Annotated in this window: 22 protein-coding genes; 15 read left to right on the plus strand and 7 right to left on the minus strand. The window is 42.7% G+C overall.

All coding sequences use genetic code 11. The annotated features are described in order from the left end of the window. Window positions 1–103: 103 nt before the first annotated feature. The gene (locus AC3IRX_RS10685) at window positions 104–2,518 is read left to right on the plus strand and encodes a hypothetical protein (RefSeq protein WP_489210310.1); all 2,415 of its coding nucleotides are present in this window, start codon (window positions 104–106) and stop codon (window positions 2,516–2,518) included. A 100-nt stretch (window positions 2,519–2,618) separates the two neighbouring features. Here the strand turns inward: AC3IRX_RS10685 and AC3IRX_RS10690 are convergent, their stop codons facing one another. The 5 genes from AC3IRX_RS10690 to AC3IRX_RS10710 form a co-directional block, all read right to left on the minus strand. Next, window positions 2,619–3,851: an acetyl-CoA C-acyltransferase gene (locus AC3IRX_RS10690; protein ID WP_489210312.1), complete on the minus strand. Its 1,233-nt coding sequence runs from the start codon at window positions 3,849–3,851 to the stop codon at window positions 2,619–2,621. 36 nt (window positions 3,852–3,887) lie between these two features. Then, window positions 3,888–4,421, minus strand: a complete 534-nt coding sequence (locus AC3IRX_RS10695) for an FUSC family protein (protein ID WP_459084327.1) — start codon at window positions 4,419–4,421, stop codon at window positions 3,888–3,890. A gap of 96 nt (window positions 4,422–4,517) precedes the next feature. Then, window positions 4,518–5,000 (minus strand): CoA-transferase, encoded by a 483-nt coding sequence (locus AC3IRX_RS10700; RefSeq protein WP_489210314.1) that lies wholly within the window; start codon window positions 4,998–5,000, stop codon window positions 4,518–4,520. Between the two features lie 9 nt (window positions 5,001–5,009). Then, window positions 5,010–5,399 carry a CoA-transferase gene (locus AC3IRX_RS10705; protein WP_489211488.1) on the minus strand — a complete coding sequence of 130 codons (390 nt, stop codon included), beginning with the start codon at window positions 5,397–5,399 and terminating at the stop codon, window positions 5,010–5,012. 26 nt (window positions 5,400–5,425) lie between these two features. After that, complete coding sequence (locus AC3IRX_RS10710; protein ID WP_489210316.1) at window positions 5,426–6,541, minus strand: MBL fold metallo-hydrolase; 1,116 nt, start codon at window positions 6,539–6,541, stop codon at window positions 5,426–5,428. A 98-nt stretch (window positions 6,542–6,639) separates the two neighbouring features. On the opposite strand from AC3IRX_RS10710, the gene AC3IRX_RS10715 reads away from it, so the two are divergent. From AC3IRX_RS10715 to AC3IRX_RS10730, 4 genes are all read left to right on the plus strand, one after another. Further along, the gene (locus AC3IRX_RS10715) at window positions 6,640–7,065 is read left to right on the plus strand and encodes an SRPBCC family protein (protein ID WP_489210318.1); all 426 of its coding nucleotides are present in this window, start codon (window positions 6,640–6,642) and stop codon (window positions 7,063–7,065) included. Between the two features lie 139 nt (window positions 7,066–7,204). Then, complete coding sequence (locus AC3IRX_RS10720; RefSeq protein ID WP_459084323.1) at window positions 7,205–8,227, plus strand: glutaminyl-peptide cyclotransferase; 1,023 nt, start codon at window positions 7,205–7,207, stop codon at window positions 8,225–8,227. A gap of 154 nt (window positions 8,228–8,381) precedes the next feature. Further along, complete coding sequence (locus tag AC3IRX_RS10725; RefSeq protein WP_459084322.1) at window positions 8,382–8,996, plus strand: deoxynucleoside kinase; 615 nt, start codon at window positions 8,382–8,384, stop codon at window positions 8,994–8,996. Between the two features lie 18 nt (window positions 8,997–9,014). Beyond that, window positions 9,015–9,362, plus strand: coding sequence for an ArsC/Spx/MgsR family protein (locus AC3IRX_RS10730; RefSeq protein WP_489210321.1), 348 nt, complete (start codon window positions 9,015–9,017; stop codon window positions 9,360–9,362). Window positions 9,363–9,365: 3 nt separating this feature from the next. Here the strand turns inward: AC3IRX_RS10730 and AC3IRX_RS10735 are convergent, their stop codons facing one another. Together AC3IRX_RS10735 and AC3IRX_RS10740 are read right to left on the minus strand one after the other, a co-directional pair. Further along, a complete protein-coding gene (locus tag AC3IRX_RS10735) occupies window positions 9,366–9,677 on the minus strand; it encodes a DUF493 domain-containing protein (protein WP_459084320.1) in 312 nt (103 codons plus the stop codon). Between the two features lie 63 nt (window positions 9,678–9,740). After that, entirely contained in the window at window positions 9,741–10,424 is a 684-nt protein-coding gene (locus AC3IRX_RS10740; RefSeq protein ID WP_489210323.1) for a DUF4197 family protein, read from the minus strand. Between the two features lie 217 nt (window positions 10,425–10,641). On the opposite strand from AC3IRX_RS10740, the gene AC3IRX_RS10745 reads away from it, so the two are divergent. The 10 genes from AC3IRX_RS10745 (at window position 10,642) to purB (ending at window position 24,610) form a co-directional block, all read left to right on the plus strand. Further along, complete coding sequence (locus AC3IRX_RS10745) at window positions 10,642–13,449, plus strand: SusC/RagA family TonB-linked outer membrane protein (RefSeq protein ID WP_489210325.1); 2,808 nt, start codon at window positions 10,642–10,644, stop codon at window positions 13,447–13,449. 10 nt (window positions 13,450–13,459) lie between these two features. After that, entirely contained in the window at window positions 13,460–13,912 is a 453-nt protein-coding gene (locus tag AC3IRX_RS10750; protein ID WP_489210327.1) for a hypothetical protein, read from the plus strand. Between the two features lie 78 nt (window positions 13,913–13,990). Further along, a protein-coding gene (locus tag AC3IRX_RS10755; protein WP_489210193.1) for an IS3 family transposase occupies window positions 13,991–15,102 on the plus strand; the annotation gives its coding sequence in 2 pieces (ribosomal slippage) (window positions 13,991–14,246 and window positions 14,246–15,102; 1,113 coding nt in all). A 1-nt stretch (window position 15,103) separates the two neighbouring features. After that, on the plus strand, window positions 15,104–16,150 hold the full coding sequence (locus AC3IRX_RS10760; protein ID WP_489210329.1) for a RagB/SusD family nutrient uptake outer membrane protein: 1,047 nt from the start codon (window positions 15,104–15,106) through the stop codon (window positions 16,148–16,150). 18 nt (window positions 16,151–16,168) lie between these two features. Next, window positions 16,169–17,149: a LamG-like jellyroll fold domain-containing protein gene (locus AC3IRX_RS10765; RefSeq protein WP_489210331.1), complete on the plus strand. Its 981-nt coding sequence runs from the start codon at window positions 16,169–16,171 to the stop codon at window positions 17,147–17,149. Window positions 17,150–17,201: 52 nt separating this feature from the next. Next, window positions 17,202–18,599, plus strand: coding sequence for a glucoamylase family protein (locus AC3IRX_RS10770; protein ID WP_489210332.1), 1,398 nt, complete (start codon window positions 17,202–17,204; stop codon window positions 18,597–18,599). Between the two features lie 13 nt (window positions 18,600–18,612). Beyond that, a complete protein-coding gene (locus tag AC3IRX_RS10775; RefSeq protein WP_489210334.1) occupies window positions 18,613–19,995 on the plus strand; it encodes a glucoamylase family protein in 1,383 nt (460 codons plus the stop codon). Window positions 19,996–19,997: 2 nt separating this feature from the next. Next, on the plus strand, window positions 19,998–20,720 hold the full coding sequence (locus AC3IRX_RS10780) for a carboxylesterase family protein (protein ID WP_489210336.1): 723 nt from the start codon (window positions 19,998–20,000) through the stop codon (window positions 20,718–20,720). A gap of 7 nt (window positions 20,721–20,727) precedes the next feature. Beyond that, window positions 20,728–23,055, plus strand: coding sequence for a beta-glucosidase BglX (bglX, locus tag AC3IRX_RS10785; protein WP_489210338.1), 2,328 nt, complete (start codon window positions 20,728–20,730; stop codon window positions 23,053–23,055). Window positions 23,056–23,182: 127 nt separating this feature from the next. Next, window positions 23,183–24,610: an adenylosuccinate lyase gene (purB, locus tag AC3IRX_RS10790; protein ID WP_489210340.1), complete on the plus strand. Its 1,428-nt coding sequence runs from the start codon at window positions 23,183–23,185 to the stop codon at window positions 24,608–24,610. Window positions 24,611–24,622 lie beyond the last annotated feature (12 nt).

A 24,622-nucleotide genomic window follows, 5' to 3' on the forward strand; every position in this document is an offset into this window, starting at 1 on the left:
AAGAAATTAGCATCGTTACGATGCTTTTTTCGTCTTTTTTTTCCATGGAGTGCTAGGCATGTTTAGAATTTGTTTAATTTCATTCCTCTCAAATACACAAACGATGAGTCGACTTCTCTTTTTCCTGGGTCTTTTGGTAAGTTCAGGGGCCTTTTCTCAATCTCAATTGCACTTTGCAAAGGATGCGAACGTAGATTTATCCCAAGTAATTCTTTGGTGTGAGGGAAAAAAACTAGACTCAAAGAAACTTAGTCATGGGCTTGAATTTCAAACTTCCTGTCCTGAAATTCGAGTGCAAGTCGAAGGGTACGAGGATCAAATTCTACAGGTAAAAAAGCAAATGCACGTTCAACTCTCTACGGACCCCGTAAAAGAAAGCAGGATTGAAAGTGTAGTCATTAAAGACCAAAGCGATTCCAAAGCGCTCGAACTTCTTGATAAAGTTCGTAAAAACTATAAACAAAATTCCCCCTACAGTTTAGTGTCGTTTCTCTACCGCTCTTATGAGAAAGTATCGCTTGATTTAGACAAAGATTCGCTTAGTTTGTATCAAGAGGTACTTGATGCAAAGCGTGATACGATTTCCTTAGAAGCGGAACTTAAGGCAAAAGACAAAAAGAAGAAATCCCCTTGGAATGCGGAAGAAATGCAGCAGGTTGCAAGGGATAGCAAAGGCTTTTTGTGGGAGAGAGCCTTAGAGTACCGACATTCCAAGACACTAGGGGAGAAAACTCTCGTGCTAGACAATCGGATTTCAGGACTAAGTGAACCTTTGTACCGTCTTTTAGCGGTTCGAAGTGATCGCTCCATCATTCCCAAAGTAATTCAGAGTAAAAACAAGAATCTTTATCGGTTTTTTCTGACCGATACCCTCTTCTACGAAGGTCGTGAGACGTATGAGATTAGCTTTCGAGAAATTCGAAAAAGCAAAGTGACGAGCTCCCCAAAATACAATGGAAGGATCCTTATAGATTCACAGAGTTACGGGGTGAAACGTATAGAAAGAGAAAGCAGTTCAGGTTCAAAACGCACGCTAGAAAGTTCTTGGATACTCCTTGGGGGTAAATGGTTCCTAGAGCGAGAAGACATTGAGATTAAAATCGGCGAAATCAATTTATTGAAAGACTCTGTTTCGCTGCAAGAAGCACCTGGGTTTGGATATTATGCCCTTCTGAATGTAGACTATTTTGATTGGCAGCCCAATGCTCAGTTTGAAAAAGAAGATTTTAAGGGGTATGAGTTTGAAGTGAAAAACTCGGATGGAACCCATCTATCGGAGTACCGAACTCGGCCCTTAAGTTCACGAGAGACTCAAACCTACCTCAAAATCGACAGTTTAGGTCAAAAGCACAATTGGAATCAAGCAGCAGGATTTTTCTCAACCCTTACAAGTGGAAAGTTGCGCGTAGGAAAAGTAGATCTGCTCGCGGAGCATTTCGCTCGGTATTCGAAGTACGAGGGACTCCGCTTGGGTGTAGGAGCGAAACTAAACGAGCACTTTAGTCCGCATTGGTCTCCAGAGGTCTATGTGGGGTATGGATTTAGGGATCGAAAATGGAAATACGGATTGGCTCTCGATTATCTTCCCAGCCTTTCTCGCCATTCGAAGTTAAGAGCGGAGTACTATTCGGATGTAAAGGCCAGTGGGCTTTTCAATGAAGAGCTTTGGAGCTTCAAGATGCAACTGATGAATTCGGGCGTGAACATTAGCAACGAGAAGTATTTTTCAACCCAAGGGGGGAAGCTAAGTTGGGAATACGATTTACTACCTGATCTTACGATGAAAATAGGGGCCAAGAGAGAGCGTAACAAGGCACTTTTCCCCTACAATTTTAAATCCCTGGGAGATGAATTTGATGAGTTTAGTTTTCTAGCCACCTTAAAGTATGCACCGGGATCTAAATCGATGATGACGCCGGGTGGCAAATTTACGTACCATACCGATTTTCCAGAAATCTATTTGCACTATGAGCAGGGTCTTTCTCTACTCGGTGGAGAGACAGAATTCAAGAAAATTGAACTTCTCTTTACGCACCAATTTAAAAATCCATGGGGTGTGACGGGTACCCGAGCGTACATGGGGAAAGTCTTTGGAGATACGCCCATATGGAATCAGTTCCAGATGAATGGACTCTCGGGTGAGAAGCTAGCCACGAGTTTCACGCTCACTTCCTACCTTGGATTTGCCACGATGCCTGGAGGTCGATATTTTAACGATCGTTTTGTTGGATATTACTTAACCCATCGACTGCCTTGGTATTTTAAGAGCATAGGTCAGAATACCTCTAGTATTGATGTGCTTTACAAAGGAATTATTGGGGACATGAAATCTCCGCAAAACCATGACCTAGACTTCCATCCATTAAATAAACTTTACCAAGAAGTGGGTCTCGAATGGAACAATTTCTTGAGTTCTTATTTCAATTTAGGGTTCTTTTATCGAGTGGGTCATTACCAAACCCCAGGATTCAAAGGAAATTTCGCAGTGCAGTTAAAATTAAAATTATTAGGGTTTTAGAAGCAGAATGCCCGAAATTATAAACAAAGTAAAAGAGCCCTTTCCGCACAGGAAAAGGCTCTTTTACTTTATAGGTTATCGTGCTATTATTAGGCCGGTTTTATGAGTTAGATTTGCTAAAAGAAGCATTCTCTAAAATGACTGCATAGCCTTGTCCTACGCCAATACACATGGTTGCAAGCGCATAGCGTTTCTTGGTTTTCACAAGTTCTAAAGCGGCCGAATAGGTGATTCGAGTGCCACTCATTCCTAGTGGGTGGCCAAGAGCGATGGCTCCTCCGTTTGGATTGACTCTTGGGTCATCTGGCTCTAATCCTAGTTCTTTTAAACAAGCAATACTTTGCGCTGCAAAGGCTTCGTTTAGTTCAATGATGTCCATGTCCTCTAGGGTAAGCCCTGCTCGTTTCAGCGCTAATTTGGTCGCTTCCACAGGTCCAATCCCCATGATTCTTGGCTCGGTCCCTGTGACCCCAGAAGTCACTATTCTCGCCATGGGAGTAAGGTTGTATTCTTTTAAAGCACTTTCGGAGGCGATTAATACGGTAGCGGCCCCATCGTTCAGTCCAGAAGAATTTCCAGCCGTAACGGTACCGTTCTCTTTTACAAAGGCAGCTCTCAATTTGGAGAGTCCTTTCATCGAAGAATTGGGTTTGACAAATTCATCTTGATCGAATTGAATAGGATCTGCTTTTCGTTGAGGAATTTCGATAGGGGTAATCTCTTCGCCTAGCCTTCCGCTTTCCATTGCTGCTTTCGCTTTCTTCTGTGAAAAGAGTGCGAACTGATCTTGTTCTTCTCGGGTAATCTCGTATTTTTCAGCTAAGTTTTCAGCTGTGTTTCCCATTGCATCCGTTCCGTAAAGTTCCTTCATTTTCGGGTTTACAAAACGCCAACCAAAACTACTATCGTAGATTTTTTGGTCACTTCCAAAAGGGGCAGCGGATTTAGATAGCACATAAGGTCCACGTGTCATACCCTCTACACCTCCTGCGATGAAAAGGTCTCCTTCGCCTGATTTAATGGCTCGAGAGGCTTGTACGATTGCGCTCATTCCTGAAGCGCATAGCCTATTGACCGTTTCTCCAGGAACGGAGACGGGAAGCCCCGCTAGAAGGAGAGACATTCTTGCTATGTTACGATTGTCTTCGCCGGCTTGGTTTGCGCAGCCAATAATGACATCATCAATTTTGTCTAGGGGTAGATTTGGGGACTTCTTTAACAGTCCCTTTAGGACATCCGCTAATAAGTCGTCGGTTCTCACTCCTGAGAGTGTTCCTCTAAAACTTCCAATAGCGGAACGAGTTCCGTTTACAATGTATGCGTTTTCTTTCATTTTATACTGTTTTTAAGACGGGCAACTTACATCGAATTAATGAGGGTCGTCGCGGTGTCTAAATTCTACTTTTAAAATTAATTTATGAAGGTATCGGATTAAGTATCCTGTGCTTACCACGACAAAGAGTCCAATAAGACAGCCCCCTGCGACCGATAAGAATCGTTCAATAGAAGCGATATACCCTTCGTCTGGTTTTTCCAAAACGATAATAATCACGGCAACAATGGCCGTTCGAGAGACACTTGAAAGTTTGAATGCGTTGGACAAAAGAGCCGCCACCACAATTCCAATCAGCGTTTTCCAAAAGAGCTCAAAGGGCAAAAATACCACTACAAATCCCGACAAAGCACCCACTAAATTGGCTTTAACTCGGTCTGTGGTTAACCGAGGAGCGTCTTTTCCTTCGGGTGAAATCACGAGCATAATGGAGAGTAGGGCCCAAAACAAGTCAAACTCGGGAACCAGTTCCATTAGATAATATCCAAGGGTGAATCCAAGAACGCACCTATAAATGTAAATGGATATCGAGGAAAACAAAAAATTGCGCACTCCTGTCAGGACTCTCATGAACTATCGCTTTGCTTACAAAAGTATCAATTTCCAACCACGTAAACGAAGGATATTTCTTCCGTTTTGGAAAAAATAAGACTTTCCATTAAATGCTTAGTTTAACTTTTCTACAAACTGGGCGGAGGTTTTTTCCCGAACTTCCTCAATTGTGATTCCAGGCATGATCTCAATGAGCGTTAGCTTTGAATCAATATATTGAAATACAGCTAGGTCCGTGATAATCATATCCACCGCGGATCTTGTCGTGATGGGTAGATCGCAAGCGGGTACAATTTTTGGGTCGCCGTTTCGTTCTGTATGCATCATGGTAATAATTAGCTTCTTTGCTCCCGATGCAAGATCCATGACTCCACCTACTCCTAACAAAGGCTCACCCGGTACGGCCCAATTGGCTAGGTTTGCCTTTTCGTCGACTTGAAGTCCGCCCATGATGGCCACATCAATATGTCCGCCTCGAATCATTGCGAAGGATTCTGCACTGTCAAAATAAGAAGTCCCAGGCAATGCCGAGACCGGTAATTTTCCTGCATTCACCGGATAGTCCATAGCTCCACCCTCCTTTGGTGAAGGACCCACTCCAAGCATTTAGTTTTCGGTATGCAGAGTTATTTGGTGCTCAGGAGTAATTAAATCGGCCACTAGGGTAGGTATTCCAATGCCTAAATTGATTACTTCTCCTTTCCTTAGTTCTTTAAGTGCTCTTTGTGCCATGCTGAGTCTTCTCAGAGAGACGGATTTGGCACTTTGACTCACGGCGGAACTTCCAAGTTCTTCAAGGGTGGTATGCGCCTGAACAAGATAGTCTATGTAGCAACCAGGCGTATGAATAATTTCGGGTGAAAGTTCGCCTTCTTCGACCAAGTGCTCAACCTCTGCAATGACTAGATCGGCTGCCGTCGCAAAGGCTTTATTGAAGTTCTGCTCGGTCATTCGGTATTGCAAGTTGCCTGAACGGTCCGCTTTCCAAGCCCGAATAAAGGAAGCACCTTAGACGAAAAGGGCTAGGGTAGGTTTTGCCACCAAGGGTTAGGCTGAATTTCGTTTTGGCTCCAATCGATGCGCTCACCTATTTTGGGCGTTAAGATCGCTTGATCGGGCTTTCGAAGTGCCATCATCTTGCTAATGGGTTCGTTCCATGCGTGGAGTGCCAAAGCAAACTTTCCGTAATGGACTGGAACCAGGGTTTTCGCCTTTAAGTCTTCCATTGCTTTTAAATTTTCTCCGGGTAGAAAATGAATGTATCGCCAATCCTCATTGTACTGCCCATTTTCTAAAATGGCCAAATCAATGGAGTCGTGTCGTTTTCCAATTTCTTTGAAATGATCTCCGTACCCGCTGTCTCCTCCAATGAAAACCTTTTGGGTCGGGAATTGAAGCAAGAAACTGCTCCATAACGTTTGATTTCGTTTGAGTCCTCTTCCTGAGAAGTGCCTTGCCGGCTCTGAATAGACAGTGTATCCTCTTGTTAATTCATGGGATTCGTACCAATCTAGTTCAACAAGTTTGCTAGACTCTAGTCCCCAAAACTCTAAATGTTCTCCCGTTCCAAGTCCGGTAATGACTTTTTGTGTCTGGTTGAAAAGGGCTTTAACCGTTTTGTAATCTAAATGATCCCAGTGGTCATGCGTAATAATTAGGTAATCTAAAGGGGGGATGTCTTTCGTCTCATAGAGATCACTTCCTTTAAATGCTTTTACACTGAATGAGAAAGGACTTGCATGGCCCGTAAAAACAGGATCGACTAAAATACGTTTTCCATCTAGTTGCAGGTAATAAGAAGAGTGTCCCATCCATACCATCGTGTTTTCAGAAAGGGGAATGGAAAAGAGGTCTGTTTTTGTAAATTCAAACGGATTCTTAGGTTGTATCTGAGGACTTTTCTTAAATAGCATTTTGTACATCGCGCCTACCATAGTGGCCCCAGGTGCCATAGCCGGTGTATCTAGTAAATTATCAAACTGATTTCCTCGGTAATGCGGAGAGTTTTGAATTCGAACTAAGCGTTCTCCGGAGGGGGCTTTTCCAAAGGAAGGACTCCTTAGAATGAAATACCCTACGATTGCAATAAGTAAGGTGAGAATAAGGATTACGAACAGAACTTTTAGTAGTGGATGCACAATTAGTGGATTAAGTCTGCAAAATTAACCCATTTTTCTCAGGTTTTTGATTTGTTCTCTCTATATTGTATATTTTTAAACCCCACGAAAAAAGTAGGATGAACGATACAATTACTGTAGTGCAAATCTTTAATCAGCCCTTAGAAAAGGTTTGGAGTGCAATAAGCGATGCAAGTGAACTTCAAAAATGGTATTTTGAGATCCCTAGTTTTGAATTAAAGCTACATCATAAATTTCATTTTTATGAACCCGGGGATGAAAAGAAATTTCTTCACGCTGGAGAAATCGTAGAAATTCAACCCTATAAAAAGCTTTCGTATACTTGGTCTTATCCCGAAATTTCGAATGAAACTACACTCGTGAATTGGGAGTTAGAACCTAGGGGAGATCAAACTCGCTTAGTCCTTAGGCATGAGCATCTAGATCATTTTAAATTATTGGGTGAGGGGTTTTCCTTCGAAAATTTTTCATTCGGATGGAAAAGCATCGTTAAGGATTCTTTGAAAAGCTATTTAGAAAATTGAAAATCAGGTTTTCAGAAAGGTTTTTTTTGGGAAGCCAAAAAAAGGGGAATCCCTTTTTGTCTGAGCCATGATATTTCAGTAATTTCACAAATTCGATCCAGGCATAGGCCTGAAAGAAGTAAATTTGAAAAAAAAAGAAATGAAACGTAGTTTATATATTGCTCTGATAGGTTTAGGCGTATTAGTATCTTGTAGTAAAGAAAAAGAAGTTTTAAATGATTTAAACAGCTATACCATTGAGCGTCAATCGCAGGGGTTTCATTTTGGGGATTCTCTTGAGCTTCCGCAGAGCGTGCTGAAGGATGCGAAAGAAATAAAAATCAGTTTTGGAGACAAGGAGACCTCAAGTCTTATCATTGATCCCAATTACTTTTCCTTAGGGGATAATGCCGTCACCTTTTTAATTACAACCTCAAGCGGGGAAGTTTTAAGCCAAGATGCGACCATTAATGTTTTTGCTGCAAAGCCTGAGGCTAATATTTCCTATGAAATAGTGAAAGAGTATCCTCACGATACGGCAAACTTCACGCAAGGCTTTCAATTGGAAGGAGAAACTATTTACGAAAGTGACGGGCAACATGGGCTCTCTCAACTTATAAAATATACTTTGGGTTCCACGCAGGTGCAGAAATCCATTCATCAACCTCAAGAAGTGTTTTCGGAAGGAGCCACGATCGTAGGGGATAAGATCTACCAGTTGACTTGGCAGAATAAAAAAGGATTTGTGTATAACAAGTCAAGCTTGGAGCTTCTCTCTGAATTTCCTTACCCCAATGTGATTGGAGAAGGATGGGGGCTTACCTACGATGGGAAAAGTCTCATTGCCTCAGACGGGACCAAGAATCTTTATTTCCTTTCTGTAAAGGATCCCTCTCAGTTAGAACGGTATATTTCCGTGGCAGGAAACACCCAGGCTTACGATCAATTAAATGAGCTCGAGTATCACGAGGGCTACATTTATGCGAACGTATGGCAAAACCCAATCGTTTTAAAGATTGATCCTAAAACAGGAGAAGTTGTGGGGAAATTCGATTTCACGCAGCTTGCTAAAAAACATACGACGGGCAATGACGATGTGTTAAATGGGATCGCATTCAAAGGAGAAAACATGCTGGTAACAGGTAAAAATTGGCCTACGATTTACGAAGTTCAAATAAAATAATTAGCAGTCCCTAAAGGTAGAAATGCTCCGGATTGTGGATAAATTATAGAGTCATAATTTTGAAATCAAAGAGAAAGAGATTTATCTTTACGCGCTTTAAATGTCCCTGCTTTTTGGGCCATACTCATAGATCAACTTAAGAGATTTTTTACACATGCACATCGCAATTACAGGAAACATTGGCGCTGGAAAAACCACGCTCACGACAATGCTCGCGAAACATTATGGCTGGGAAGCCCAATTTGAGGACGTGGATCACAATCCTTATTTAGAGGACTTTTATGCCGACATGAGCCAATGGAGTTTTGCACTTCAGATTTATTTTTTGGGCAGTCGTTTCCGACAAGTCAAAGAAATTCGTGAAAGTGGAAAAAACATTATCCAAGACCGAACGATTTATGAGGATGCTCACATATTTGCAGAGAATTTGTATGACATGAGTCTCCTTTCCCAAAGAGACTATGACAACTATCTTTCTGTTTTTACTTTGATGAAATCTTTTGTGCAGGCACCTGATCTTTTAATTTACCTAAAGAGTGATGTTCCAAATTTGGTGAAAAAGATCTACAAACGAGGAAGGGAATACGAGGCAACCATTAGCATTGAATACCTCTCTAAGTTGAACCAAAAATACGAAAGTTGGATTGAGAATTACAAGGAAGGAAAATTACTTGTAATTGAAGTGGACGATCTGGATTTTGTAGAAAGGCCTCAAGATTTTGGCTTTATTCTTGAACGCATTGAGGCAGAGCTTCACGGACTTTTTTAACTCCTTCATACCAATTGCATGCTGAAAATTTTACATAATAACAGTTGTTCTAAATCTCGATCTGTTCTTGAATACCTTGATGAAAATGGGGTGGAGTTCGAATTAATTGATATTGTAAACGATCCGCTTTCTGTCTTAGAGATTGAAACGCTTCTAAAAAAACTAGATGCTAGGCCTCTTGATATCCTTCGCAAAAACGAACCGCTCTACAAAAGCACATACGCAGATAAGACCCTAACGGATTCTGAGTGGATAGAAATCCTCTCCAAAAATCCAAATTTAATAGAGCGTCCTATTTTGATAAAAGGATCCCTAGCGATGGTCGCCCGACCTATTGAAAAAGCAAAGTTTTTTATAGAAGCCTAAGATTTAAAGCATCATTACGCCAGGAATTTTGGAAACTTCTTTGTAAAGGTCAATCACCTGATTTGCATCCATGACAAAGGCCAGGATGCTGGCGGAAATGTACTTCCCGTTTGAACTTTCCCTTGTTGAAATCGTGTACTTTAGTTTGTCAAAGATTTGATACAAATCTGTGAGTTTTGAATTGTCGTTTGGGAATATGAATTTATAGAGATAATCTTCGGGAAAGCTATGTGCGCTTTCCAAGTTGGCTTGTAAATTAGTGTAAAATTCTTCTGCAGATACGCCCTTTGGAAGTGGGCTGTTGGGTTGGTCCATAAATATAGATTCGATATAAACTAGAGAGGTTAAAAGTTCGAGGCGATAAATATAAGATTTTTTTTATTTTGAATTTTGAAGTGCATCTAAAAGTTGATACGAATTTTGCATTTCATGATTTTCAATAATTTTAAAAAGTCCCTCCACCATTTGCTCCGATGCAAGTCTACTGAGTCCCCCTGAGGCAAGGTTTAGATTTTGATCTCCTGTTCCTAACAGTCCTCCTAAAAGGTTGTTTCCTTGAAGTGCTAAATTAAGACTTTTTACAATTCCGTATTCATTTAGTTTTTCATCCACTTTTGGTTGAATGGCAAGCAAAAGTTGATCTGCTGTTTTTGCTTTCAAAAGCCGTGTAGCAGCTCCTTTTCCACCATTCGCGACTTGCATAACGTCCTGAGCCGTTAACGAGTTTACAGCATTCCTTAAGATAGGTTCTGCGGTTTGCACCGTGTACGCTGCAGCCTGGGCAATGTATTCTCTTTCTTTCTGGACGAGACTGGGTGAGATTCGCTCTAAAACGGAATTAATCTCTCTTAAAGGCTTAGGCAATGCCTGATCGATTAATTCATTTTGCATAAACGCATTTTTATTAGAGAAAATTCCAACTCCTTTGGTGATTCCTCCGAGCAAGATTTGCTTTAAAACGGTAATTCCAATCCCTGAGGTAGCTACCGCCAAACAAGATTGGGTTAAAACGCCGATCGAACCCACAGCAAGGCTCGCCACTAATACGGTTTTTACTTTCATATGTATGTTTTTATATAGAAAAATGCATCTATGTTATTGGGGTGTTTCAAATATTAAGCCAAGTTCATTCGATACGGCTCTTGGGCCAAGCAAACGAGCGTTAGGTAAGAAAAGTTAAGTAAATGCTAAAGTTTACTAAATAATTTCTAAATTTGAGATAATAAACGCACGTGTGTTTAGGATCGCTCAAGAGAGATTTAATTCAAAAGTTAACAGTATGAAAAACAGCAATCTAAAGTTTCCTTGCCTTATTGCCGCCTTTTACTTCGGTTTTAGCGTGCAGGCACAGACGACTCAAGATACGGTGCGAGAGCAACAAATCGAGGAGGTCGTTATGATTGGGTACGGTAGTCGTAAAAAAGTGGACAATACGGCTGCAATCAGCTCAATTAATGCAGAAGAAGTCAGTAAGACGAAAGTGTTAAATGCGACGCAAGCGATTCAAGGGAAGGCTGCGGGTGTTAACGTGACCGCCTCTGACCTGCCCGGTTCGACCCCCTCGGTGGTTATCCGTGGATTAGGAACCGCACTGGGAGGACGTGAACCTCTTTATGTGGTGGACGGAATGATGGTGGGAGGTATTTCCAACATCAATACAAACGACATTCTCACGTATGATATTTTGAAAGATGCCTCGGCACTTGCAATCTATGGGAACCGTGGGGCCAATGGAGTAATCATTATTACGACTAAATCCGGTCGAGGTCGAGGTATATCGGTGGAATACGATGGATTTATTGGAGTTCGTTCCCCCCTTCGCAAAGTCAAAATGGCTGGAAGTAATCTCTTTTCGTATTATACCAATACGGCTTTGAGCAGTACAAAATTCTCTCAGGATCAACCGGTGAACACCGATTGGTTTGAAGAAATTACACGCCAAGGTGTTTACAACCAGCACAACGTATCGGTATCGGGTTCTTCTGAGAATGCGAAGTACTTTTTTAGTGCGAGCAATTACGATGAAAAAGCGATTCTAAAAGGTTCGGATTACAATCGTACCACGCTTCGAACCAATAACGAATTTAAAATCAACCGCAATATTACCCTCTCCCAGACGATGAGTGTGGCGTTCTTTAATGTAACGCCTAAACCTTTGGGCGCCTTTACGACGGCTTACAAACAGTCTCCGATCGTACCGGTGCGATTTGAAAATGGGAAGTGGGGTGTACCTTTTGTAGGAGCAGATGGATTCGCGGGAACCACCGGTTCCTCTTTTAATAATGTAGGAAACCCCGTAAGTCAACTTTTCTTTAACGATGAGCAGCAGCGAAGCATGCAGCTTCAGGGAAGTGTGAAGTTAGACATTAAATTTGCGAAATACTTCACTTATACAGGTCAGTTTTCTGGACAATACAACAACGGAAAAGCCTACAGTTTTTCGGATACTCGAGAAATATGGCTAGCTGCGGATCCTACCCGAACGGAGGCGCAGTATAGCCCTGCAGATGCCGTCAACTCACTTAACAATAGTCGTTACACCAATTTTAATTGGGCGGTGACGAATTTTGTAACCTTTCAAAAGAAATTTGGACTTCACGATGTGGAAGCCACAGTGGGAACCGAGACTACGATTTATGATGGAGAAGAACGAATGGCCTTTACAAGACGAAATGTTCTTCCTAATCGCAATTATTGGGATCTCGCCGGAACCAATTACGCAGACGAAAACCTTACTTCTCTTACGAGTGTAAAAGCAAACGATGCAAACACCCTTTCTTTTTTTGCACGAGCGCAGTACAAATACAATAACAAATATTTGCTTACCGCTACCATTCGTCAGGATGGCTCTTCTCAATTTGCACAGGATCGCAAATGGGGAACTTTTCCTTCCTTTGGTGCAGGATGGGTGATTTCCGAGGAAGAATTTCTTAAGGATGGTGCTTTCGATCTCTTGAAAATTAGAGGAGGTTGGGGTCGTTTAGGAAATCAAAATGTTCCTTTAAACTTCCTTCCTTTTGCGACTGGAGAAAATATGAATTATTATTTCAATGGTCTGACCAACGGAGGAGGTACCACAATTAATCAACTTTATGACCCACTTCTTTCTTGGGAAATTGTGGAGGGCAGTAACATCGGGCTTGACATTGAGATTTTGTCTCGCCGTTTAAGTGGAACGTTTGATGTCTACAAAAAGGTCACGAATAACCTTATACTACAAGCCACACCGATCTCTACTTCTGGACTTGAAATCGCGGGATATTCTCATTTAGGGCAAGTAACCAACAAGGGGGTTGAAGCTGCGTTAAATTGGAAGGACCAAGTGGGGGAAGATTTTTCTTACTCCATCGGAGTCAATTACTCCTATAACCATAACGAAGTAAATCAACTCGCTTCTGAAAATGTGAACGACATCAACGGAGGAGGACTTGGAAATGGACAATGGACTAAATTGTTGAATGAAAGAGCTGTGGGTCAGCCTTTAGGCAGTTTCTATCTTTGGGAAGTTGCGGGGTATGACCAAGACGGAAAAGTCATGTATGTGGATCACAACAACAATGGCATCACAGGCTCTTCAGATTCTGAGGATCGCCGCTTTTTCGGCTCATACATTCCGAAATCCAATGTGGGAATTAATCTTGGGGTGAATTACAAAAACCTTGATTTTTCAGTGAATGGATACGGAGCCTTTGGAGGCGTGGTTTACAATGGGAAAAAAGCCCAACGTTTCTCTGGAGAAAACATTGAATACGATGTGGCAAGCAACTTTTGGACTCCAGACAATACAGGAGCGTCGAATCCTGCGCCTTTTAACAGTGTACCGCTTGCCTCTAATTATTACTTAGAGAGTGGCGATTATTTTAGGATCAACAATATTACCCTAGGATACACCGTGAAGAATATCGTCGATTATGTTTCGTCGGTTCGATTCTATGTGAATGCAATCAATCCGGTTGTATTTCAGAAATTCTCAGGATTTACCCCTGAACTTTCTGCCGACGGGAATCCCTATGGAAACGCCGGAATTGAACTGGATGCTTATCCTACACTTCGATCGTTTGTTTTTGGTGTAAATGTTAAATTTTAATTTGAAAGTCATGAAAAAGAAAATTATATTAGTTTCCGCTTTAGCCCTGTTTGCGTTTAGCACAAACAGTTGTAGGACCGACTCTTTGGACGTCACACCGACTTCCAATATTTCGACTCAGGACTTATCCCTTTTTAATAACAACGAAGGAGCAGAAGGGTTTTCGAATGCCGTATATGCAAAATTCTTAGACTGGAATTTAAGTTCGTTTGCTTGGATTGGGATTACCAATATTATTAGCGACGATGCAGACAAGGGGTCGTCCCCTGGAGATGCAGGTGGCGACAAGGACCTTTTGGACAAACTGGATTTAACCGCTACGGGAAGTTCCTTTAACGATGTGTGGCAGGGTTCCTACCAAGGGATTAACAGAGCCAACCAAGCCCTTGAATACATCCCACAGCTGGACAAAGCGGATGCGGCCCTTCGCGAACGACTTGTAGGCGAAGTGAAGTTCTTATGACCTTCTCCCACAAAACCGTAACACTTAAAAGTAGAGATTTTTCGATAAAGCAATTAACTTTAAAACAAGAATAATCAGATGAAAAAAAGCAGATTTACAGAAAGTCAGATTGTCTTCGCCTTGAAGCAATCCGACACGGGAGTAAAAGTGGAAGAAGTATGTCGCAAAATGGGTATCAGCGAGGCAACTTTTTACAATTGGAAAAAAAAATTCGGAGGCTTAGGCATCACGGAACTTCGCCGTTTGCGCCAGCTGGAAGAAGAGAACAGCCAGCTCAAAAAGTTGGTAGCTGATTTAAGTTTGGATAAGCAAATTCTTCAGGATGTTCTGAAAAAAAAGTTCTAAAGCCGGTTCAGAGGCGTGAACTGGCGAAAGGGATACAGCAGGATTACCGGGTTTCTCAGCGAAGAAGCTGTCGTTTGGTGTTTTTACAGCCTAGTGTTTATTATTACCATCCACATCGGAGAGATGATAAGGCTCTGAGGATGCGACTCATAGAACTTTCCAACATTCGTGTTCGGTATGGCGTGCAGCGTTTACATATTCTTCTGAGACGGGAAGGATGGAAGGACAATCATAAAAGGATCTACAGAATCTATTGTGAGGAAGGTTTGAACCTAAGGAGAAAACGGAACAAAAGAATAAAATCTGCACGCTCCCGGGTTCCTACCAATGGCATTGCTTCTAGTTTACATGAGTGCTGGAGCATGGATTTTATGAGCGATGCCCTGTTTGACGGCAAGAAATTCAGGGTCTTAACTTTAGTGGATAATTATAGCCGTAAATCCTTGGTGCTTCATTCCGGAATTTCCATTAAAGGAGAAGATGTTGCTGAAATATTAAAAAATGTTACCTTTGAGCAGCAAGCCTATCCCAAGCGGATTAAGATTGATAACGGACCGGAGTTTATCAGTAAAGCATTGGACAGATGGGCTTATGAAAGGAAAATAGAACTGGAATTCTCCAGGCCGGGAAAGCCAACAGATAATGCATTTATAGAGAGTTTTAACGGATCATTAAGAGATGAATGCCTCAATGTGAATTGGTTCTTATCGCTGGAAGATGCACAGCAAAAGCTGGATGTCTGGAAAGAGGATTATAACAGTTACAGACCCCATAGCTCATTGGGGAATTTAACGCCAAACGAGTTCATTGAAAACAGTCAAAACATGCAAATTTCTCTATTTTAGATTGTTCCATATATCGGGGGGAGGTCACTTAAGAGCCTTTCTATACTTCAATTTGGTTCGAGGATGGGGAGGAGTTCCTATCGTAGATCATGTGCCGAGTCCTAGTGTGGAGGAGGATCGAGTCATGCTGCTCACACGAAAAAGTGCAGAGGAAGTTTATGCTTTTATTATCAAGGACTTAGAAGATGCAGCCACTGTGCTTCCACCCAAAGCAGCGTATTCAGGGAACAATGTGGGTAGAGCGACCAAGGGTGCTGCAAATGCACTGCTTGCGAAGGTTTACCTCTATCAAAAGAATTGGCAAAAAGCGCTGGATCATGCGAACTTAGTCGTAGGGTATGGCCTAACACCTGATTTTGCAGATATTTATAAAGTTTCGGGAGAGAACAATCAAGAATCCATTTTTGAAATTCAAGGAAAAGGAGGACCGGGAGAACCTGGCATTCAACAGTATTCTCAAACCCAAGGCGCGAGAGGTGCTGGAGGTTGGGGATGGGGATTTGCCACGCCTTCTCAAAATCTCGTCGATGCGTTTGACGAGGCTGGTGATACGGAGCGTCGTGATGCGACCATTATTTTTAGGAATTCCACTCTTTACGATGGACGTGTAGTGCCTAGCACTGTGGAAAATCCTTTTTACAATTACAAAGCGTACTCTTCCAATTACACGGGTTCTGACGATTCGGATACGAACATTCGCTACCTGCGTTACGCCGAGATTCTATTAATTAAGGCAGAAGCTTTAAATGAATTAGGACAAACGGGTCTTGCCGGGGAGGAACTTAATAAAGTGAGACTTAGAGCCAATTTAGGGGTGACCACTGCGAGCTCAAGCACGGCAATGCGCACCGCAATTTGGAAGGAAAGACGTTTGGAGTTAGCTCTAGAGCACGATCGCTGGTTTGATTTGGTCCGTACAGGTCAAGCTGAAAGTGCAATGGCGGCGGATGGCAAAACCTTTATTGTCGGAAGACATGAACTGTTTCCAATTCCTCAGCCTTTCATTAGTGAGTCGAAAGGACTGAGTCAACCAAATCCAGGCTATTAATTATTTAATATTACTCTTATGAATTATCAAAATACAATCACATATGTAGGCGGTACCTTTCTAGGGATGCTGCTTCTGTCTGGATGCATGGATAGTATTGACAAAGACAATCCACCCATTCCATACCCGTCCATCGGAGGGTATGAAAACTCGGATGAAGTAGCTAGCAGCAATCTGCTAAGCAAACTTAGTTTTGAGAACAATCTTTTAGACGCAAAAAACAGCATCTCGGGAGCGGTGTCCACCAAAGTGGGGTATGCGGAAGGGATCAAGGGAATGGCCTACAGTGGGTCTTCCACAGAATCCCGTTACGCCATAGGCCAAGGATCCAGTGCTATCACGGGTCTTAATGATTTTACAGTCGCCTTTTGGATGAAAAGTAACAATACAGTAGCACCAGATCCTCCTGGCGTTGGAAAAGGAGCGCAAGGAATTTTCTCGGTCGTTCGTCCGGCGGAATTCTGGGGTGGAATTAACCTTTTTATTGAAAATCCAGACAACTCCAAACCCGATCGAATTCGTTTGAAACTAGGGGTTGAAAATGGACGTTCCGGTGTCAACTGGAAAGGCCAAAGTGTCATTGCCAATTTGGACGGTTACAAAGGAAAATGGGTTCATGTGGCCTTTGTCTATAACTCCAAGGAAAGCCGATGCTACGTATACCAAGACGGAGAACCTGCTAAGAATTTAGAAGGGTTTGCTTATTCGCCTGCCGGTGGAACCTTAAGCGGGTACGCTTCTTGGTTTTCTGACGATCCGGGGGGTATTGACAATCCAAAAGCCGTGGCAGGGTATGGGAATTTAGAAATGGTGGGGACTAATGGACAAGTGGTCCTAGGTACTCATCAATTTGAAACCCTTCCGCCACTCAATAACGGTTCGCACCAAGATTGGGCCACTAGTTATGCAGGGCAATTGGATGAGTTTAGACTCTACAATGCAGCGCTTGCTCCGGCCGATATCATCGCGCTTTACAAGCTCGAAAAAGACGGAAGATAATTGACTTCGAAAAGGGTCCACTTGGGCCCTTTTCTTTTAAAATAAAATACAAATGAAACTAGCGATCCCAACTTTATTCTTGTTCGCGCTATTAACCAGCTCCTGCTCGGGTGGTCGCGATTCCCCTGGTGGTGGCGGTACGCCACTTCCCACGCCACCGAATCCTGATCCTACGCCGGTTACCTATACCGATGTGGAACTTTTGGATTTGGTGCAAAAAGAAACGATTTCCTACTTTTGGGAGTATGCGGAATCCAATTCGAAATTAGCTCGAGAACGATACCATACGGACAATCCTTCGCTTGATCAAAATGTGGTGACCACAGGAGGATCTGGATTTGGACTGCTCAGTTTGCTCGTAGGTATTGAAAAAGGGTTTCTTCCTCGCTCACAAGCCGTAGAACGACTTAGTACTGGTCTTAGTTTCTTGGAAAATGCAGAGCGGTTCCACGGCGCGTGGCCCCATTGGATCGATGGGCAAACCGGCGCCGTGAAGCCTTTCGGTCCTGGAGACGACGGTGGAGATTTGGTGGAAACAGCGTTTCTTGTTCAAGGCCTAATTTGCGTGCGCGAATACTTTAAAAACTCGTCCGTTGAAGCGGAAAAGAATTTAGCCTTAAAAGCGGATGAACTTTGGCAAGGGGTTGAATGGAACTGGTATACTCAAAACCAAAACACACTGTATTGGCACTGGTCGAAAAGCAGTGGGTTTCAGATGAATATGAAATTGCAAGGATTTGATGAAACCTTAATTCCGTATATCCTTGCAGCAAGTTCACCTACGTACCCCATTTCAAAAGAAGTGTATAAAGAAGGATGGGCACGCAGTGGTGGAATTAAGAGTGCCGGTTTGCTTTACGGCATTCCCTTAGTGGTGAATCATAACGGTCACTCAGGAAGCGTAGGCCCTCTGTTTTGGTCGCATTATTCTTTTCTAGCGCTCGATCCAAGAGGTCTATCGGATGAATATGTCAATTATGGAAACGTGGTAACGAACCACTCTAAAATCATGTACCAATATGCATTAAACAATCCGAAAGGATACGTTGGATACGGTGCGAAAGGCTGGGGATTAACCGCAAGTTACTCTCGAAACAGTGATGGATCGACCGGGTACAGTGCCCATTCGCCGTTAAATGATTTGGGTGTAATCAGCCCGACAGCAGCTCTTTCAAGTATGCCTTATACACCAAGCGAAAGCATGGAGATGCTTCGATTTCTTTACAACGAAAAGAAATCGCAGTATGTGGGTGTGGCAGGTCCCTACGATGCGTATAGTGCCCAGTACAATTGGGTGAGCCCACGCTATTTGGCCATTGATCAAGGAACCATCACCCCCATGGTAGAGAACTACCGAAGTGGATTTATTTGGAATCTTTTTATGAAGGCTCCTGAAATTAAGGTGGGACTTAAAAAGCTCGGGTTTAGTTCCAGCACCCACACTCTTTAAAAAGGAAGATACTATGAAGAAATTAATTGTATTTACGCTTGCTCTAGGATCGATTGTTGGATCGTGTACAGCATTGAATGTAGAGAAAGACTCGCAGGAAAAAAAAGTGAGTTTTTCAAAAAGTGATACGGACCTAATGGATCAGGTTCAAAAGCAAAGTCTTAAATATTTTTGGGATTTTGCAGAGCCCAATTCTCTCATGGGCCAAGAACGCTACCATGAAGATGGGGTATACCCTTATAACGATGCGCATGTAGTGACAACAGGAGGTTCTGGTTTTGGACTCATGAGTATTTTAGTGGGCGTAGAAAGAGGCTTTGTGCCACGCACGGAAGCGGTCGATAGACTGCATAAAATTGCGGATTTTCTTTCCACAAGTGAGCGCTTCCATGGCGCTTGGTCTCATTGGATTGATGGGAGAACCGGAAAAGCCGTCCCGTTTGGAAAAAAAGATGATGGCGGAGACTTGGTCGAAACCGCTTTTTTAGTTCAAGGAATTATTACAGTACGAGAGTATTTTAAAGAAGGAAATGAGCGGGAGAAAGCCTTAGCTGAGAAAATGGATGAGTTATGGAAATCGGTAGAATGGGATTGGTACACGAAAGGAGGAGAGAAAGTCCTCTACTGGCATTGGTCCAAAAACTACGGATGGGAAATGAATTTTCCTTTGGAAGGATATAACGAATGTTTGATTACCTATATTCTAGCGGCCTCTTCCCCTACCCATCCCATTGATGCAGAAACCTATTATAAAGGATGGACCAGAGACGGAAGTTACACCACCGACAAATCAAAATACGGTCTTCCTCTTGTGGTCAATCACAACGGAGCGAGTGAATACGGTGGACCTTTGTTTTGGGCGCAGTATTCTTATCTTGGATTAGATCCTACCGGACTAAGGGACCGACAGATTCAAAATTATTTTGATCTAAACCGAAACCATGTGCTAATTAGCTACCGCTATGCCCTAGAAAATCCAAAGCACTTTAAAGGCTATGGACCTAATTATTGGGGCATGACCGCTTCTTATTCTCGAAATCCTGACGGATCCACTGGTTATACCGCTCATATGCCCTCTAACGACAGAGGCGTTATAACGCCTACAGCTGCGCTTAGTAGTTTTCCATATACGCCGAAAGAATCGATGGATGTGCTTCGGTTTTTATATGAGCAAAAACCTGAATTTATTGGAAGCGCAGGTCCCTACGACGCAACCTCAATCCATTATGACAATTGGGTAGCCAAACAATATCTCGCTATCGATCAAGGCACGATTTCTCCTATGATTGAAAATTATAGGACGGGACTTTTATGGAAGCTTTTCATGAATGCACCAGACATTCAAGCGGGACTACGAAAACTTGATTATAAATCCGAAAAATACAATATCAAATGAAGATGAACCCTTTGAGAAACCGATGCATACGCTACTTTAGTCTTGTTTTACTTCTAAGTATGACAAGCGTTAGTTTTGCGCAAGAAATTCACGAGAATTTCAAAAAGACCGTGTCGATCGAATCTGAGCTTGGGTATGTCTTAGACTATCCTAAGGAGGCCAAATCCGCGGTGCCCCTAATTGTTTTTTTACATGGCTCCGGGGAAAGAGGAAGCAATCTGGAAATGGTCAAGGCCCACAGTCCTTTTACTTACAAAGAGCTAATTAAAGAGCCGGTTGCTATTTTAGCACCCCAGTGCCCTGCCAATGAGTGGTGGGATACACAGGCTGTTTATGCACTCATTCAGGAAATTCAAACTAAATATAAAATAGATCCGAGTCGAATTCATCTCACGGGCCTCTCTATGGGAGGATGGGGAAGTTGGAAGCTAGCCAATGAACATCCTGAAATGTTTGCTTCTCTAAGCGTGGTTTGTGGTCCTTCGGATCGATGGATGAAGGCAACTGCGCATCAGTACAAGGATCTACCGATCCGTATTTTCCATGGAGGAAATGACGATATCGTCTCTCCAATGGCCTCTATTGAGATGTACCAAGTCATTCGTAAAATCAATCCAAACGTGAGTCTGACGATTTTCCCAGACGATAACCATAATTCTTGGGATTCTACCTATAGCAATCCCGAATTTTACAGCTGGATGTTAGCAAATAAGAAACAAAAATAATAGAATAATGAAGAAGTTAATTTTAGTTGCGCTCCTGGCTCTGAGTCCATTTGCGATGGCACAGGAGCTCGTCCATCAGCCCGTTCAAAAGTACCAAACGGCGGACTACCTGGCCAAAAAGAAAGTATTTGTAGACCAGCTACTTCAAAAAATGACCTTAGAGGAGAAAATTGGTCAGCTCAATTTGCCGAGCGCAGGGGATTTCACCACAGGACAAGCGCAGAGTTCGGACATTGGAAAAAAGATTGAACAGGGGTTAGTCGGAGGACTATTCAATATCAAAGGAATTGAGAAAATTAGAGCTGTTCAAAAAGTAGCGATGGAAAAGTCGAGACTTAAGATTCCCTTGCTTTTTGGGATGGATGTCATCCATGGATACGAAACCACGTTTCCGATTCCCCTCGGGCTTGCCGCGAGTTGGGACATGGATTTAGTGCAACGTTCTGCGCAAATTGCGGCAAAAGAAGCGGCTGCGGACGGGATTAACTGGACCTTCTCTCCGATGGTGGATGTTTCAAGAGAGCCTCGTTGGGGACGTGTCTCCGAGGGTGCAGGGGAAGATCCCTTCCTCGGAAGTGAAATTGCAAAAGCCATGGTGTACGGATACCAAGGGAAGGATCTTTCCCTTGAAAGCACGATCCTTGCCTGCGTGAAGCATTTCGCTCTTTACGGTGCACCGGAAGCAGGACTTGATTACAACACTGTGGACATGAGTCACACCCGTATGTTCAACGAATATTTCCCTCCTTACAAAGCGGCTGTGGAGGCGGGCGTTGGTTCCGTAATGGCTTCTTTCAATGAAGTGGATGGGATTCCAGCGACTGGGAATAAGTGGCTTATGGACGATGTCTTAAGAAAACAGTGGGGATTTGAAGGGTTCGTGGTAAGTGATTACACAGGAATTAACGAGATGGAACAACACGGTATGGGAGATTTGCAGACCGTTTCCGCCTTGGCATTAAATGCAGGAACCGACATGGATATGGTAGGGGAAGGCTTTCTCACTACGCTTCAAAAATCGCTCAAAGAAGGAAAAGTAACGGAGGCGCAAATTACCTTGGCCGCAAAACGAATTTTAGAATCAAAATACGATTTGGGGCTCTTTGAAGATCCGTATCGATACGGTAGCAAAAAAGAGGCAGAAAAAGAAGTCTTTAAGCAAAAAAATCGTGAGGAAGCAAGGAAAATTGCGGCCGCTTCAATGGTGCTCTTAAAAAATGACAATCAGGTACTTCCTTTAAAGAAATCAGGAACCATTGCGCTTATTGGTCCTCTGGTAAAAAATTCAGTCAACATGCCAGGAACATGGAGTGTTGCCACTACGCACGGAAGTGCAGTCACTCTTTTAGATGGACTTCAAAAAAGTGCAGGCAAGAATGTGAAGATCCTTACGGCTAAGGGTTCAAACGTAGAGGAAAACGAAACGTTGGAAAATGTATACGCAGCCCATGGCAAAGTAGTGGACCGTGATTCCAGAGGGAAAGAGGCCGTACTTAAAGAAGCCGTTGATGTTGCAAATCAGTCGGATGTAATTGTGCTAGCCATTGGGGAAAGTGCAGAAATGAGCGGAGAATCCTCTTCACGCGCAGAAATTACGATTCCAGAGGCGCAAATCGATTTGCTAAATGAACTTAAAAAAACAGGCAAGCCGATTGCGGTGGTTCTTTTGACGGGAAGACCTTTAGCCCTTTCAAATATGTACGAAACTCCGGATGCCATCTTGAACGCTTGGTTTCCAGGTACAGAAGCGGGACTTGCGGTAGCAGACGTGCTATTTGGAGAGGTGAATCCTTCCGGAAAATTACCAATGACCTTTCCTCGTAGTGTAGGGCAGGTGCCAATTTATTACAACCATAAAAATACAGGCCGACCGCTTAGTCCGGAGAAAACTGCGAAATGTGAATACGAGAGGTTCCGCTCTAATTACATGGACGAATGCAACACTCCGCTATATCCGTTTGGTTTTGGATTAAGCTATACGAATTTTTCGTACTCTGAGCTTTCGGTTTCAGACAAGGCCCCAAAAGGAAATCAAACGATTGAAGCCAGTGTAACCGTAACCAATTCAGGAAACTACGATGGTTCGGAAGTCGTGCAATTGTATATTCGCGATTTGGTGGGTCGCAATACACGCCCTGTGAAAGAATTGAAAGGTTTTGAAAAGGTTTTCCTTAAAAAAGGGGAAAGTAAAGTGGTTCGCTTCCAGATTCAACCCGAACTTTTAAAGTATTACGACAATAAACTTCTTCACGATTGGGAAGAAGGAGATTTTGACATTATGGTGGGAACGAATTCTCAGGACTTTAAAACGCAAAGAGTGCACTGGTCCAAGTAACCGCGTGCGTCATTTTTGTATTCATAATCGCTGCCCTAGGGTGGCGATTTTTTTTCGCTCAAAACCGACTTTCATCTCTCAATTAAAATCCATAATTTTGCCTAAGTCTAAACCTTAAACCAATCGAATGAATTCCTACAAAAATCCATTGGAAGAGCGTTATTCCAGTGAGGAAATGCTTTTTAATTTTTCACCCAACAATAAATTTCGCACCTGGCGTCAACTCTGGATCCATTTGGCGGAGATTGAAAAAGAACTTGGATTAGAAATTTCACAAGAACAAATCGACCAGCTAAAAGCGAATCAGGACGATATAGATTTTGAAAAAGCAGCCGAATACGAGAAAAAATTTAGGCACGATGTGATGGCTCACGTCCATACGTATGGCGATGCCGCTCCTTTAGCCAAAGGAATTATTCACCTGGGGGCTACGTCCGCTTTTGTGGGAGACAATACGGATTTAATTCAGATCCGCGACGGACTTAAACTCATTCGAAAGCAACTGGTGGGCGTCATGCAGCGTCTTTCTGATTTTGCAATAGAATATAAGGATTTGCCTACTCTTGGGTTTACGCATTATCAACCCGCTCAATTAACGACTGTGGGGAAACGTGCCACCTTGTGGCTTCAATCCCTAGTGCTTGATTTTGAAGAATTAGAATTCTTTTTAGACACTCTTCGTTTTCGAGGTGTAAAAGGCACCACAGGTACTGCAGCCTCCTTTTTAGAACTTTTTGAAGGGGATTATACCAAAGTGAAGCATCTTGACAAAGAGCTTTCAAGACGATTTGGTTTTGAAAAAGTGTTCGGCGTCTCAGGTCAAACGTACGACCGGAAAGTAGATGCGAAAGTGGTTGCCCTACTTTCGAATATCGCACAGTCAGCCCATAAATTTAGCAACGATTTAAGACTACTTCAGAATTTGAAAGAACTCGAGGAACCTTTTGAGAAAAATCAAATTGGATCTTCCGCGATGGCCTACAAAAGAAATCCAATGCGCTCGGAGAGAATTGGCGCGCTTGCCAAATTTGTGATGTCCCTTTCAAGCAGTTCCGCTATGGTGGCCTCCACCCAATGGTTTGAAAGAACTCTTGATGACAGTGCAAACAAAAGACTTACTATTCCACAAGCCTTTTTGGCGGTGGATGCCATTCTACTCATATGGAATAATATTCTAAATGGGATCGTGGTCTATGAGAATAGAATTGGAAAGCATATTGAGGAAGAACTTCCGTTTATGGCCACAGAGTACATTATTATGGAAGAAGTGAAAGCCGGAGGTGACCGACAAGAGATTCACGAAGTGATTCGTCAGCATTCCATGGAAGCGAGTAAAAAAGTGAAAATGGAAGGAAAAGAGAACGATCTCTTGGAACGCATCTTAAGCGACGAAAGTCTAAGACTTGATAAGAGCAAACTAAGGGAAGTTTTGGATCCGAAAAATTTCATTGGCTTTGCGCCTATTCAAACGCAGGAGTTTATTGAGAATGAAGTTCAGCCTATATTAAAGAAGTACGCTCACGAAATGGGCGGTAGTTCTGATTTAAAAGTATAAGGTAGTGCAGCC

The sequence above is a fragment of the Epilithonimonas sp. KH_059 genome (genome assembly GCF_057838485.1).

What these genes read in the sequence shown, in the direction of transcription:
- AC3IRX_RS10685 (WP_489210310.1), top strand. Translation starts at nt 104, where the DNA reads ATGAGTCGACTTCTCTTTTTCCTGGGTCTTTTGGTAAGTTCAGGGGCC.
- AC3IRX_RS10690 (WP_489210312.1), bottom strand. Translation starts at nt 3,851, where the DNA reads ATGAAAGAAAACGCATACATTGTAAACGGAACTCGTTCCGCTATTGGA.
- AC3IRX_RS10695 (WP_459084327.1), bottom strand. Translation starts at nt 4,421, where the DNA reads ATGAGAGTCCTGACAGGAGTGCGCAATTTTTTGTTTTCCTCGATATCC.
- AC3IRX_RS10715 (WP_489210318.1), top strand. Translation starts at nt 6,640, where the DNA reads ATGAACGATACAATTACTGTAGTGCAAATCTTTAATCAGCCCTTAGAA.
- AC3IRX_RS10720 (WP_459084323.1), top strand. Translation starts at nt 7,205, where the DNA reads ATGAAACGTAGTTTATATATTGCTCTGATAGGTTTAGGCGTATTAGTA.
- AC3IRX_RS10725 (WP_459084322.1), top strand. Translation starts at nt 8,382, where the DNA reads ATGCACATCGCAATTACAGGAAACATTGGCGCTGGAAAAACCACGCTC.
- AC3IRX_RS10730 (WP_489210321.1), top strand. Translation starts at nt 9,015, where the DNA reads ATGCTGAAAATTTTACATAATAACAGTTGTTCTAAATCTCGATCTGTT.
- AC3IRX_RS10735 (WP_459084320.1), bottom strand. Translation starts at nt 9,677, where the DNA reads ATGGACCAACCCAACAGCCCACTTCCAAAGGGCGTATCTGCAGAAGAA.
- AC3IRX_RS10740 (WP_489210323.1), bottom strand. Translation starts at nt 10,424, where the DNA reads ATGAAAGTAAAAACCGTATTAGTGGCGAGCCTTGCTGTGGGTTCGATC.
- AC3IRX_RS10745 (WP_489210325.1), top strand. Translation starts at nt 10,642, where the DNA reads ATGAAAAACAGCAATCTAAAGTTTCCTTGCCTTATTGCCGCCTTTTAC.
- AC3IRX_RS10750 (WP_489210327.1), top strand. Translation starts at nt 13,460, where the DNA reads ATGAAAAAGAAAATTATATTAGTTTCCGCTTTAGCCCTGTTTGCGTTT.
- AC3IRX_RS10765 (WP_489210331.1), top strand. Translation starts at nt 16,169, where the DNA reads ATGAATTATCAAAATACAATCACATATGTAGGCGGTACCTTTCTAGGG.
- AC3IRX_RS10770 (WP_489210332.1), top strand. Translation starts at nt 17,202, where the DNA reads ATGAAACTAGCGATCCCAACTTTATTCTTGTTCGCGCTATTAACCAGC.
- AC3IRX_RS10775 (WP_489210334.1), top strand. Translation starts at nt 18,613, where the DNA reads ATGAAGAAATTAATTGTATTTACGCTTGCTCTAGGATCGATTGTTGGA.
- AC3IRX_RS10780 (WP_489210336.1), top strand. Translation starts at nt 19,998, where the DNA reads ATGAACCCTTTGAGAAACCGATGCATACGCTACTTTAGTCTTGTTTTA.
- bglX (WP_489210338.1), top strand. Translation starts at nt 20,728, where the DNA reads ATGAAGAAGTTAATTTTAGTTGCGCTCCTGGCTCTGAGTCCATTTGCG.
- purB (WP_489210340.1), top strand. Translation starts at nt 23,183, where the DNA reads ATGAATTCCTACAAAAATCCATTGGAAGAGCGTTATTCCAGTGAGGAA.